Annotated in this window: 11 protein-coding genes; 7 read left to right on the top strand and 4 right to left on the bottom strand. The window is 77.4% G+C overall.

Annotated elements, in window-relative coordinates; all coding sequences use genetic code 11:
* Window positions 1-44: 44 nt before the first annotated feature.
* The gene (locus WHI96_RS09610; RefSeq protein WP_345651936.1) at window positions 45-158 is read right to left on the bottom strand and encodes a putative leader peptide; all 114 of its coding nucleotides are present in this window, start codon (window positions 156-158) and stop codon (window positions 45-47) included.
* Between the two features lie 100 nt (window positions 159-258).
* The gene (locus WHI96_RS09605; protein ID WP_345651939.1) at window positions 259-1,356 is read right to left on the bottom strand and encodes an LLM class flavin-dependent oxidoreductase; all 1,098 of its coding nucleotides are present in this window, start codon (window positions 1,354-1,356) and stop codon (window positions 259-261) included.
* A 380-nt stretch (window positions 1,357-1,736) separates the two neighbouring features.
* Between WHI96_RS09605 and WHI96_RS09600 the strand changes: the two genes are divergently transcribed.
* The 5 genes from WHI96_RS09600 (at window position 1,737) to WHI96_RS09580 (ending at window position 7,121) form a co-directional block, all read left to right on the top strand.
* The gene (locus WHI96_RS09600; RefSeq protein ID WP_345651942.1) at window positions 1,737-2,837 is read left to right on the top strand and encodes an LLM class flavin-dependent oxidoreductase; all 1,101 of its coding nucleotides are present in this window, start codon (window positions 1,737-1,739) and stop codon (window positions 2,835-2,837) included.
* Window positions 2,838-3,433: 596 nt separating this feature from the next.
* Window positions 3,434-4,285: an ABC transporter permease gene (locus WHI96_RS09595; protein WP_345651945.1), complete on the top strand. Its 852-nt coding sequence runs from the start codon at window positions 3,434-3,436 to the stop codon at window positions 4,283-4,285.
* Complete coding sequence (locus WHI96_RS09590) at window positions 4,282-5,322, top strand: taurine ABC transporter substrate-binding protein (protein WP_345651948.1); 1,041 nt, start codon at window positions 4,282-4,284, stop codon at window positions 5,320-5,322. The genes WHI96_RS09595 and WHI96_RS09590 overlap by 4 nt, the downstream gene beginning before the upstream one ends.
* Complete coding sequence (locus WHI96_RS09585; RefSeq protein ID WP_345651951.1) at window positions 5,303-6,118, top strand: ABC transporter ATP-binding protein; 816 nt, start codon at window positions 5,303-5,305, stop codon at window positions 6,116-6,118. Before WHI96_RS09590 ends, WHI96_RS09585 begins: the two co-directional genes overlap by 20 nt.
* A 475-nt stretch (window positions 6,119-6,593) precedes the next feature.
* Window positions 6,594-7,121 carry a GNAT family N-acetyltransferase gene (locus WHI96_RS09580; protein ID WP_345651954.1) on the top strand — a complete coding sequence of 176 codons (528 nt, stop codon included), beginning with the start codon at window positions 6,594-6,596 and terminating at the stop codon, window positions 7,119-7,121.
* 8 nt (window positions 7,122-7,129) lie between these two features.
* Here the strand turns inward: WHI96_RS09580 and WHI96_RS09575 are convergent, their stop codons facing one another.
* Window positions 7,130-8,005, bottom strand: coding sequence for a LysR family transcriptional regulator (locus WHI96_RS09575; RefSeq protein ID WP_345651957.1), 876 nt, complete (start codon window positions 8,003-8,005; stop codon window positions 7,130-7,132).
* Between the two features lie 336 nt (window positions 8,006-8,341).
* On the opposite strand from WHI96_RS09575, the gene WHI96_RS09570 reads away from it, so the two are divergent.
* Both WHI96_RS09570 and WHI96_RS09565 read left to right on the top strand, forming a co-directional pair.
* On the top strand, window positions 8,342-9,106 hold the full coding sequence (locus WHI96_RS09570) for an alpha/beta hydrolase (protein WP_345651959.1): 765 nt from the start codon (window positions 8,342-8,344) through the stop codon (window positions 9,104-9,106).
* Window positions 9,103-10,923 carry a rhodanese-like domain-containing protein gene (locus WHI96_RS09565; protein WP_345651962.1) on the top strand — a complete coding sequence of 607 codons (1,821 nt, stop codon included), beginning with the start codon at window positions 9,103-9,105 and terminating at the stop codon, window positions 10,921-10,923. The genes WHI96_RS09570 and WHI96_RS09565 overlap by 4 nt, the downstream gene beginning before the upstream one ends.
* A 195-nt stretch (window positions 10,924-11,118) precedes the next feature.
* Here the strand turns inward: WHI96_RS09565 and WHI96_RS09560 are convergent, their stop codons facing one another.
* Complete coding sequence (locus WHI96_RS09560; protein ID WP_349302363.1) at window positions 11,119-11,556, bottom strand: molybdopterin dinucleotide binding domain-containing protein; 438 nt, start codon at window positions 11,554-11,556, stop codon at window positions 11,119-11,121.
* Window positions 11,557-11,612 lie beyond the last annotated feature (56 nt).

Below are 11,612 nucleotides of genomic sequence, written 5' to 3'. Positions count from 1 at the left end.
GCGGGCGGCCTGCGGCACGGGCGGGGACGGCGCGGCGGCCGCGGTCAGCGACAGGTGCCGCCGGCGAGGCGCAGCAGGTCCACGTGGCGGCGCCGGGTCAGGTCCCGGCCCGGATCGACGACCACCGTGCGTGACGGGATGCGCCGACCGGTGCTCATGCCACCAGGTGACCACGCCGTCCGGACCGTGACAAAGCGACGTCCGTTCCGCGGGAAACGTCACCGGGGATGTGCGGACCGCCTCCCGCGGGATGGGATGTCAGCCGCGGCGGGCCCACTCGTCCGCCAGCAGCTCCTGGGACGCGACGCGGTCGGCGTGCCGGTGGGTGATGGTGGTCAGGAGCAGCTCGTCGGCGCCGGTGACTGCGCGCAGCCGGTCCAGGCCGTCGGCCACGGTGGCCGGGCCGCCGACGAAGCGGGTCGCGACCCGGTCGGTCACGAGCGCCGGGTCGGCCGGGAGCGCGTCGGCGTCCTCGGGGCGCGGGTAGGGGATGGCGCCCGCCCCGGTGCGGATGCTGTGGACCCACGGTCCGAAGCCCTCCGCGATCCGGGCGGCGTGCGCGTCGTCGGTGCCCACGACGACGTCGGCCGACACCATCACGTGCGGGCGTCCCAGCCGGTCCGACGGACGGAACGCCTCCCGGTAGGCGGCCACCGCGTCGAGCACCGTCGCCGGGCTGACGTGGTAGTTCGCCGCGAACGGCAGCCCGCGGCGCCCGGCGAGGACGGCGCTCTCCCCGCCGCTGGACCCGAGCACCCAGGTCTGCAGGGCGGCTCCCTCGCCCGGGACGGCGCGGACCTCGACCCCACCCGGTGTCCAGGTGCCGGTGATCAGCCCGTCGACGGCGTCGAGGAACTCCTCGTAGGGCGGCACCTGCGCGCCGGGCTGGCGCAGCGCCGCCGCCTGGGCGCGGAACCGGGGCGAGGACGCGATCGCGGCGAGCGACACCGGGGCGGGGATCAGTACCCCGTCGACGACCCGGTCGCCGCGCCCGTCCGGTTCGCGGGACGGGAGCCGGGACCCGCCGGAGCGGCCCAGGCCGAGGTCGATCCGGCCGGGGTGCAGACCGTCGAGGGTCCCGAAGTCCTCCACCACCGACAGCGGGGTCCGGTACCCGGTCTGCACCGCGCCCGAGCCGACCCGGATCGTGGCGGTCGCGGCGGCGACGGCGCCCATCAGGACGGCGGGCGAGGCCCCCGCGACGCCCGGGTTGAGGTGGTGCTCGGCGAGCCAGAACCGGGCGTAGCCGGCCCGTTCGGCGGAGCGGGCCAGGTCGAGGGTGTCGCGCAGTGCATCGGTGACGGTCGAGCCTGCCGGTACCGGGGAGAGGTCGAGGACGGACAGGGGAACGGGCACGGCGGCACACCTCCGGACGTGCCCGGGGCGGTGGCGACGACCGGGCCGGGCGACGGTGTCCGTTCCCGGCGGGCCCGGCGCGGGACGCGGGCGGACCGGGGTGCGGGCTCGGGCGGTGCGCCGCGGGCACGTCCGGCCCGGGGCGACGCCGGTCGCCCTCCGATCGTCGCCCCGCCCACGACGGGGGCGCAACCCCGGCGTGGCTTGCTACCGTCGAGGCCGTGCCGGCCGCCCCGCCGCGCCGCCCGTCCGCGGGCCCGCGGACGGCCCGGTCCGGCCGCGACGCCCCCGGCGCACCCACGCTCCGCCGGCGCCCGGCCCCACCCGGCACGTCCGGTGACGACGCGTGCGGTGCTCCCGCGCGCGAGGCGGTGCTTCCCATGAGGTTCCAGGTTCTCGACATCGTTCCGCACTCCCCGCACCCGGTGACCGGCGAGATCGTCGACACCCACGAGCGGCTGCGCCGGGTGGTGGACACCGCGGTGCTCGCCGAGCGGCTGGGGTTCGACTCCTACGCCGTCGGCGAGCGGCACGCCGGTGAGTTCGTCTCGTCCTCGCCCACCGTGCTGCTGGGCGCGATCGCCCAGGCCACCTCCCGGATCCTGCTCTCGACCGGGGTGACGGTGCTGTCGCTGCTCGACCCGGTCCGCGTCGCCGAGGACTACGCGACGGTCGACCAGCTCTCCGGCGGCCGGCTGGAGATCGTGATCGGCAAGGGCAACGAGGACCGGCACTTCCCGATGTTCGGGCTCGAGCTGGGTCGCCAGTACGAGTACCTCGCCGAGAACTACGAGCTGCTCCGCCGCCTGCTGCGCGAGGACGGGGTGGACTGGACGGGCACCCACCACGCCGACCTGACCGGGGTCACCACGTTCCCGCGGCCGTTCGCGGGCCCGTTCCGGATCTGGCACGGCTCGGCGACGTCGACCACCGCCGTCGACCTCGCCGCCCGCTGGGGCGACCCGATCTTCTCCGCGAACGCGTTGCAGCCCCGGGAGAACTACAAGGTCCTCATCGACCGCTACCGCGAGAAGCTCGCCGAGCACGGCCACGACCCGGCGCGGGGCTACGTCGGCTCCGGTTCGGGCGGGCTGTTCCTCGCCGACGGCGACGCCGAGGCGATCGCCGAGTACCGCCCGGTCTACGAGGGGTTCGCGGCGAGGATGCGCGCCGCGCACGCCGGCGACGACCGCCCCGGCAAGGCCACCTCGTTCGCGACCGTCGAGGAGGCGGTGGCGCACGGTCCGGCGCTGGTCGGGAGCCCGGAGCGGGTCGCGGCGAAGATCCTCGACTACCACGCCGCCTACGGCCACGACGTCCAGTCGGTGTCGGTCAACCCGGTGCTGCCCTACGAGCGCCAGCACGAGGTGCTGACCCGGTTCGCGACCGAGGTGGTCCCGCTGGTGCGGCGTGAGGTGTCGACGACCCTGTGGGGGCCCGCCGACGCCGGCCGCGCGGCCGGGTTCGTCGCCGCGGCCTGACCCGCCCCGGTCCCGGCCGCCGCGGGGGTCCGGGACCGCGGGCCGGTCGGCCGGCGGGGGTCGGGACCGATCGTGTCCGACCGGCACCCGGGGCGGCACGGGGACGCCCGATCCCGTCCCGTCCCGTCCGGTGGACGGGGAGCGGGCTCCGTCCGGACAACGCGGGGCGCCGTCCCACCGGTCGGGAGACCCCGCCCGGCCGTCCGGTGTTACGGGGGCGGTGCGTGGTGTTCGTGACAACGGGTCCGTCCTTGTCCGGGCACCGTTCGTCCGGTACCTGTTGCACCGTGCTGCAGTGGACGACGACAGGGCGGACGACGCCCGGCCGCCGTCCCCTGTGCACGGTCGGCCCCCGCTGACCGTGCACGCCCCGTCCGGCCGTGCCGGACGCCCGGCCCCCGCTCCCGCGGGCCCCGGGCGGGGGCGACCCGCATCCGACCCGTGACCGGCGAGCCCTCCGACGACGGAGCCCTCGTCCGCGCACCCGTGCCCGACGCCCGCACCCGCGGCCCGCCCGGCACGCCGTCCGCGCGCGGACACACCGGCCCGGCCACCCCGGCGCCGGTCCGCGCCCCGTGCCCGCCGAGAGGTCCACCGTGTCCGCGTCCACCGACACCCCGTCCGGGGCGGCCCGCGCCGCACCCCCGTCCCCACGCCGCCCGCGGTTCGACCCCCGCACCGCGGCCCTGCCCGTCCTGTCGGTGCTGGTCTTCCTCGTCGTCTGGCAGGTCGCCGCGGCGAGCGGCGTCTGGAACGAGACCTTCGTGCCGTACCCGTCGACGGTGTGGCGCGCGTTCGTGGAGGTCTCGACCACCCACGACGGGACCCGCGGCTACGGCGGCTACCTGCTGTGGGAGCACCTCTACATGACCCTGCGCCGGGTGCTGGCCGGCGTGGTCCTCGGCGTGGTCGCCGGGGTGCTGGTCGGCCTGCTCATGGGCACCGTCGGCTGGGTCCGCCGGGTCCTGGAGCCGTGGCTGACCTTCCTGCGGGCGCTGCCGCCGCTGGCCTACTTCTTCCTGCTGGTCATCTGGCTCGGCATCGACGAGGCCCCCAAGGTCACCCTGCTCGCGCTCGCCGCGTTCCCGCCGGCCGCCGTCGCGACCACCGCGGCGGTCGCCGCCGCCCCGCTGGGGCTGGTCGAGGCCGCCCGGGCACTCGGCGCCACCCGCGCCCAGGTCGTGCGGGACGTCATCGTGCCCTCGGCGCTGCCGGAGACCTTCACCGGCATCCGGCTGGCCGTCGGCATCGCCTACTCCTCGGTCGTCGCCGCCGAGCTGTTCAACGGCATCCCCGGCATCGGCGGGATGGTCAAGGACGCCAGCAACTACAACAACACCCCGGTCGTGCTCGTGGGCATCTTCGCGATCGGCATCTCCGGCCTGGTGATCGACGCGCTGCTGCGCGCCGTCGAGCGCCGCACCGTTCCGTGGAGGGGACGAGCATGACCATCCGCACCCGACTGACCGCACTGCTCGTGGGCCTGCTGGCGCTGACCGTCCTCACGGGCTGCGCCGTCGGCCCCGCCGGGCAGGACTCCGGCAAGCCGACCATCCGCATCGCCTACCAGAGCTTCCCCAGCGGCGACCTGGTCGCCAAGCACAACCGGTGGCTGGAGGAGGCGCTGCCGGACTGGAACGTGCAGTGGACGAAGTTCGACTCCGGCGCCGACATCAACACCGCGTTCGTCGCCGGCGAGCTGGACTTCGGCGCGATCGGGTCCAGCCCGGTCGCCCGCGGCCTGTCCGCCCCGCTGAACATCCCGTACCAGGTCGCGTTCGTGCTCGACGTCGCCGGTGACAACGAGGCGCTCGTCGCCCGCAACGCCACCGGGATCACCGACGTGGCCGGGCTGCGCGGCAAGCGGATCGCCACCGCGTTCGCGTCCACCTCGCACTACAGCCTGCTCGCCGCCCTGGAGCGGGCCGGTCTCCAGCCCGCCGACGTGCAGCTGATCGACCTGCAGCCGCAGGCCGCGCTGGCCGCGTGGGAGCGCGGCGACGTCGACGCCGTCTACACCTGGCTGCCGACCCTGGACCAGCTGCGCAAGACCGGGAAGACCCTGGTGACCAGCCGTGAGCTGGCCACCGCGGGCAAGCCGACCCTGGACCTGGGCGTCGTCTCGACGCCGTTCGCCGAGCAGCACCCCGAGGTCGTCGACGCCTGGCGCAAGGTCGAGGCCCGTGCGCTGGAGACCGTCCGTACCGACCCGCAGGCCGCGGCGCAGGCCGTCGCCGCGGAGATCGGTGCCACCCCCGAGGAGGCCGCGGCGCAGCTGAAGCAGGGGGTGTTCCTGTCCCCGCAGCAGCTGACCTCGGCCGAGTGGCTGGGCACCGACGGCACCCCGGGCAACCTCGCCCAGAACCTGCAGAGCGCCGCGCAGTTCCTCGCCGGGCAGAAGCAGATCCCGGCCGCGCCGGACCTCGCGACCTTCCAGCGGGCGATCTACACGAAGGGGCTCCCGGATGTCCTCGCCGCGGGCTGACACCGAGACCGGTGCGCGGACCGGCACCGGGACACCCGCGATCGTGGCGTCCGGGCTCGGGCACTCCTACCCGGGCCGCCGGGAACGGGTGCAGGCACTCGGCCCGCTCGACCTGACCGTGCAGCCCGGCGAGTTCCTGGTGCTGGTCGGGGCGTCGGGCTGCGGCAAGTCCACCCTGCTGCGGCTCGTCGCCGGGTTCGAGCGGCCCACCGACGGCACCCTCGCCGTCGCCGGACGGGCGCCCGAGCCGGGGGTCGGTGCGGGCGTGGTGTTCCAGCAGCCGCGGCTGTTCCCCTGGCGCACCGTCGGCGGCAACGTCGACCTCGCGCTGACCTACGCCGGTGTCGCGCCGGCCGACCGCGCCGTCGCCCGCGACGGGCTGCTGGAGCGGGTCGGGCTGACCGGCGTCGCGGACCGGCGGACCTGGGAGATCTCCGGCGGTCAGCAGCAGCGCGTCGCGATCGCCCGCGCGCTCGCCGCGGACCGGGACCTGCTGCTGCTCGACGAGCCGTTCGGCGCGCTCGACGCGCTCACCCGCGAACGGCTGCAGGACGACGTGCGCCGGGTCGGTCACGAGACCGGCCGGACCAGTGTGTTCGTCACCCACTCCGCGGACGAGGCGGTGTTCCTCGGGTCCCGGGTCGTGGTGCTCACCGCCCGCCCGGGGCGGATCGCGCTGGACCTGCGGATCGACCTGCCGCGGTCCGGTGTGGACGCCGAGGAGCTGCGCGGCTCGCCGGAGTTCGCCGAGCTGCGGGCCCGGGTCGGGGCGGCCGTGAAGGAGGCCGCCGCCTGACCCGCCCCCGGTGCTCCCGCCCGGGACGGGCCGTCCGCGCCTCGCGTGCGGACGGCCCGCCCGGCGCTGTGCCCGCGGCCCGGCGCGCCGTCCGCCGGAACCCGTGCGACCGGCCGGACGTGGGGCTCGACACCCGATCGGTGCTTCGGTTCCCGTTGGCGCAGTCCACCCGGAGCGGCCGGGAGTCCCGGCTCGTCGACGCCGCAGCACACCCGCCCCGTCACGGGGCAGGGTGCCACCGCCGGGTCCGATGGGAGACCCCGATGGCCCGCCGCCACGCCGGCCCCCGGCCCGACGCCGGGCAGCGGGCCCGGATCCGGCTGCGCTGGGTCCGTCGCCGCCACGTCGATCTGTGCCGCACCGGCACCGCGCTCTGTCGCTGACCTCACCCGTGCCCCGCACCGGACCGCCCGCCACCGCGGACGGCCGGCCCCCGCCTGCCCGACGGCAGCGCCCGCACCCGAGAGGCCCGCCCGTGACCGCGCTCCACCCCACCCCGCCCACCTCCGCCGGCCCGGAGGTCCGCTGGGTCGCCCCCACCGACCCGCTCGTCCGCCCGATGTTCGTCGAGCTCGACCGCGAGCACGGCGCCCACCACGCCCACCAGGGGCACGCCCTCGGCGACCCCGACGCCGGCACCGCCCGCGAGGCGAGCGGCTTCGCCCCGCCGTCCGGCGGTCTGGTGCTGCTGGTCGACGGCGGCACCCCCGTCGCCGGGGGCGCGTTCCGCCGGCGGGACTCCGACACCGCCGAGCTCACGCGGATCTGGACCGGCCCGGCGCACCGGCGCCGCGGCCTCGCCCGCCGGGTGCTCACCGAGCTGGAGAGCGCGAGCGCCGCCCGCGGCTACCGGCGCGTCCACCTGACGACCGGCCCGCGCCACCCCGAGGCCCGCCACCTCTGCCTCACCGCGGGCTACACCCCGCTCTACGACCGGACCCTGCACCCGGAGACGGTCGGGCCGCACCCGTTCGAGAAGTACCTGACCGGGAGCTTCGCGTGAGCAGCCCGTCAGCCGGCCGGGGGCGGATGGTCCCCGGCCGGCGAGAGCACCGCAGCCAGCGCGGCCGCCGCCGTCTCGACCAGGCGGGGGTCGGCCCCGGGCCGGGCACGCAGGTGCAGCGGCTCCGACGGGGCGCCCGGCAGGTCCGCGCACGGCTCGAGGCCCTCGGGCGGGTCGCCCAGTCCGGCGACGAGCGCGACCCCGAGCCCGCCGCGCACCGCGTTCAGCACGCCGGCCAGGTAGGCGGCCTCCCCGACGACGGTCGCGGCCATCCCGGCGGCGGACAGCGTCTGCAGGGCGCGGCGCCGGATGGTGCACGGCGAGTCGATCACGACCAACGGGACGGGGCCGTCCGCGGGGCGGCGCCAGCCCGGCGCCGCGTACCAGGTCAGCGGGATCGCCCCGGCGGCCACGCCGGGCCCGTCGACCACGTCGCCGATGTACATCGCGAGGTCCAGCGTGCCGCGGTCGACGGCGTCGTTGAGCCGGCTGGAGCGGTCGAGGCGGAAGCGCACCGCGGTGCCCGGGAACACGTCCTGCAGCCGCTCCATCACACGGGGCAGCAGCTCGTCCGCGGCATGCTCGGTGGACCCCAGCACCAGCGACTCGCGGGTGTCACCGACGCCGAGGCGGCGCAGCGCGTCGTCGTGGGCGGCCAGGATGCGGCGGGCCTCACCGAGCAGCGCCTCGCCCTCCGGGGTGAACCGGCTGACCCGGCCGTCCTTGCGGACCAGCGGGCGCCCGACGGCCTTCTCCAGGCGCCGCACGTGCTGGCTGACCGCGGACTGCGACAGCATCAGGGCCTGCGCGGCGCGGTGGAAACCGCCCTGGTCGGCGACGGCGACGATGCTCCGCAGCGCGGTGATGTCGAGGACGGCGGGCACGGTCCCGAGGCTACCCAGAACGATCGCGGATCGCGATCGGTTGTGATGCGCATTCGTCGTTGGACCCGGCGGCCCCGGGCGTCTGTGATGGTGGGCATGGCCCGCCCGTGCTCCGCGACCCCCGGCCGGTCCGTGCCGGCCGGCGTCGCGCGCCGGGACGGCGGGCTCACGCGTCGCCGGGTCGTCGACCACGGCACCGTCTGCTCCGCGGCCTGTCCGGTCCGCTGAACCACCGGTCCACCGCGACCCGTCCCTCGTGCGGCTCCCGTCCGCCCTCCGCCGGACCCCGCACGGACCGGTGTCCCCGGCATCACCCGAGAAGGAGATGAGTTCCCCATGACTGCACTCGGCACGACCCCGGTCCTCGCGTCCTGGACCGAGCCCGAGGGCATCCGCCCGCGCGGCACCGTCGTCGTCGTCCCGGGCCGCGGCGAGCACGCCGCGGTCTACGAGCGGTTCGGCCGGCGCATCGCCGCCGACGGCTACCGCGTCTGGGCGGTCAGCGACCCCACCGTCGACGCCGCCCGCACGGCCGGGCAGATCCGCTCGCTGCTCGACCGCACCCCGTCCGAGGATCCCGGCGAGGCCGGCCCCCCGCCGCGGGTGGTGGTCGGCTCCGACACCGGCGCCCTGTTCGCGGCCGGGCTCGTCGCCGACGGCGGGGCGGGTGTCGACGGCCTCGTGCTCGCCGGGCTCCCGCTGCACGCCACATCCGGCACACCGGACTGGGCCGACGAGCTCGCGCTGCGCACGTCCTGCCCGGCCCACCGAGGCCGCCTCGACGCGGACGACACCGTCCGTCGCGGCGAGCTGGCCGGCCCGCTGCCCGACGGCTGGGCCGACCGGGCCCGCCCCGCCGCGATCGCGGTGCCGGTGCTGGGCCTGCACGGTGCCGACGACGCGGTCAGCCCGCTCGCCACGGTCCGTGACTTCTACGCCGCCCTCCCGGAGGGGGAGCTGGTCGGCGTCGCGGGCGGTGCGCACGACGCCCTCAACGACGCCACCCACCGCACCGCCGCCGCCACCGCGGTGCTGTTCCTGGAACGGCTGCGCGCGGGGTCGAGGCCGGCCCGAGTCGAGGTCCCGGGGATGGGGCGGTGACCCGCTACGTCGTCGTCGGCGCCGGCGCGGTCGGCGCCACGCTGGCCGCCGAGCTGCACCTCGCCGGACGCGAGGTCGTGCTCGTCGCCCGCGGCGCGCAGCTCGACGCGCTCCGCGGTGGCCTGCGCTACCTGCGTCCCGAGGGGGAGCAGCGGGTCGCCGTGCCCGCCGCCGCGCGGGACGAGGTGTCGCTGCGCCCCGACGACGTGCTGCTGCTGGCCACGAAGGCCCAGGACGCCGACGCGGCGCTGGCCGACTGGGCCGCCCGCCCGGTGGCCGGCCGCACCGCCGCGGCGGCGCTGCCGGTCGTCGTGCTGCAGAACGGCCTGGACACCGAGCGGGCGGCGCTGCGCCGGTTCGCGACCGTGTACGGCGCCGTCGTGTGGTCGCCGACCACCTACGTCACCCCCGGCGAGGTCGTGTCGCCCGGGGCGCCCGCGGCCGGGCTGGTGTGGCTCGGCCGGTATCCGGCGGGCCGCGACGCGCGCGCCGGGGAGATCGCCGCCGACCTGACCGCGGCCCGCCACCCCACCCGGGTCGTCGACGACGTGCCGCGCTGGAAGGCGGGCAAGCTGCCGCTGGTGCTGGGCAACGCCCTCGACGCGCTGTACCCGCCGTCGCCGCTGCGCGACCGGGCCGCGGCCGCGCTGCGCGCCGAGGCCCACGACGTGTACCGGGCCGCCGGGATCACCCCGGCCGATCCGCGGGCCGGGTCCACCCCGGACCGGAGCTCACCGGTGGTGCACCCGGTGCCCGGCGCCCCCGTCGGTGCCGGGAGGTCCACCTGGCAGAGCCTGCGTCGCGGGGCGAGCCCGGAGACCGATTTCCTCAACGGCGAGATCGTGCTGCTCGCCGCGCTGCACGGGACCACCGCGCCGCGCAACGCGGCGGTCGCGGACCGGCTGCGCCGCGCCGTCGCCGACGGGGCGGGCGTGCACGGCCTCGACGACGCCGACCTCGCCGCGACCCTGCCCGCGGTGTCGGTGCTGGTCGACGCCCGGTCGCTGGCCGCCGAGCTCGCGGGGGACACCCCACCGGTGCTGCTCGACGTCCGCTGGGCGCTCGGCGACCCGCACGGCCGCGAGCACCACCGCGACGGGCACCTGCCCGGCGCGGTCTACGTGCCGCTGGACACCGAGCTCGCCGCCCACTCCGACGACCCCCGCAACGGCCGCCACCCGCTGCCCGGCGTCGCCGACCTGCAGGCCGCGGCGCGGCGCTGGGGCGTGCGGACCGGCCGCCCGGTCGTCGTGTACGACGCCACCGGGGGACTCGCCGCCGGGCGCGCGTGGTGGCTGCTGCGCTGGGCCGGGCACGACGACGTCCGGCTGCTCGACGGCGGCCTGGCCGCCTGGTCCGCCGCCGGGCTGCCCGTCGAGTCCGGCGAGGTGCCCGACCCGGAACCGGGCGACGTCGTGCTCACCGGTGGCGCGCTGCCCGTCCTCGACGCCGACTCCGCCGCCGCCCTGGCCCGGGACGGGCTGCTGCTCGACGCCCGCGCGGGGGAGCGCTACCGCGGCGAGACCGAACCGGTCGACCCGCGTGCCGGGCACGTCCCGGGCGCGGTGAGCGCCCCCACCGGGGACAACCTCGCCCCCGACGGCCGCTTCCGCGACCCCGCGGCGCTGCGTGCCCGCTTCGCCGCGCTCGGTGCCCCGGACCGGCCGGTGGGTGTCTACTGCGGATCGGGGGTCACCGCGGCGCACCAGGTCGCGGCGCTCGCCGCGGCCGGGGTGCGAGCCGCGCTCTTCCCGGGCTCCTGGTCCGCCTGGTCGAACGACCCGGCGCGTCCGGTCGCCACCGGTGCCGAGCCGTGAGCCGCGACGTGGCGTGCCGGGTGACCCGCGCCGTCATCGATCGCGGTCCGCGATCGGAACCGATCCCGATTCGTCGCTGGACCGTACCCGGCCCGCACGTTTCACTCTTCGGTGTGGACACGACGACCCCGACCCGGCCCGCGGCACCGCGCCGCCGCCCGGCCGCGTCGTGCCCGGTGCCCGCGCCGGCCGGGCTCACCCGACGTCGCGTGATCGACCACGGGACCGTGTTCTCCGCAGGCTGTCGGGCCTGCTGAGACCCGGCCGCAGCGCCGCCCCCCGGGTCCCACCTCCGGTCGGCCCCGGCATGGGGGTGGGCACCGGCCTGACCCGGCCGCGGGGGTCACCCCGGGGACCGGTGCACCCGTGGGCCGGCGGTGAGGTGCCGACGTCGCGGGTGAGCACGTCCGGATCGCCGTGCACACAGATCGGTCGCGCCGCCGCCGGGTCCACCGGGTCGAGCCAGACCCCCGTCGGGAGCTGCACCACCCCGGCCCGGACGCCGTCGGTGACCCTGGCCGCGGCCAGGCAGGCGCCGCGGTCGTTGTGCAGCCGGACGAGGTCGCCGTCGGAGATCCCACGGGCGGCCGCGTCGTCGGGGTGGCCGAACCCGGCGACGGTCGCCGAGTACAGCTCGATCCGGCCCGACGGCGTCGCCGGCGGGTGCGCCGCGGGGTTCGCCGCGACCG

This window comes from Pseudonocardia tropica (assembly GCF_040105315.1).
Classification (GTDB): domain Bacteria; phylum Actinomycetota; class Actinomycetes; order Mycobacteriales; family Pseudonocardiaceae; genus Pseudonocardia; species Pseudonocardia alni.
The sequence above is the reverse complement of the archived record's forward strand: the minus strand, read 5'-3'. Positions and strand labels throughout refer to the sequence as shown.

Bases quoted from the DNA above. Each gene is read 5' to 3' on its own strand.
- WHI96_RS09610 (WP_345651936.1), bottom strand. From the start codon at position 158: ATGAGCACCGGTCGGCGCATCCCGTCACGCACGGTGGTCGTCGATCCG.
- WHI96_RS09600 (WP_345651942.1), top strand. From the start codon at position 1,737: ATGAGGTTCCAGGTTCTCGACATCGTTCCGCACTCCCCGCACCCGGTG.
- WHI96_RS09590 (WP_345651948.1), top strand. From the start codon at position 4,282: ATGACCATCCGCACCCGACTGACCGCACTGCTCGTGGGCCTGCTGGCG.
- WHI96_RS09585 (WP_345651951.1), top strand. From the start codon at position 5,303: ATGTCCTCGCCGCGGGCTGACACCGAGACCGGTGCGCGGACCGGCACC.
- WHI96_RS09570 (WP_345651959.1), top strand. From the start codon at position 8,342: ATGACTGCACTCGGCACGACCCCGGTCCTCGCGTCCTGGACCGAGCCC.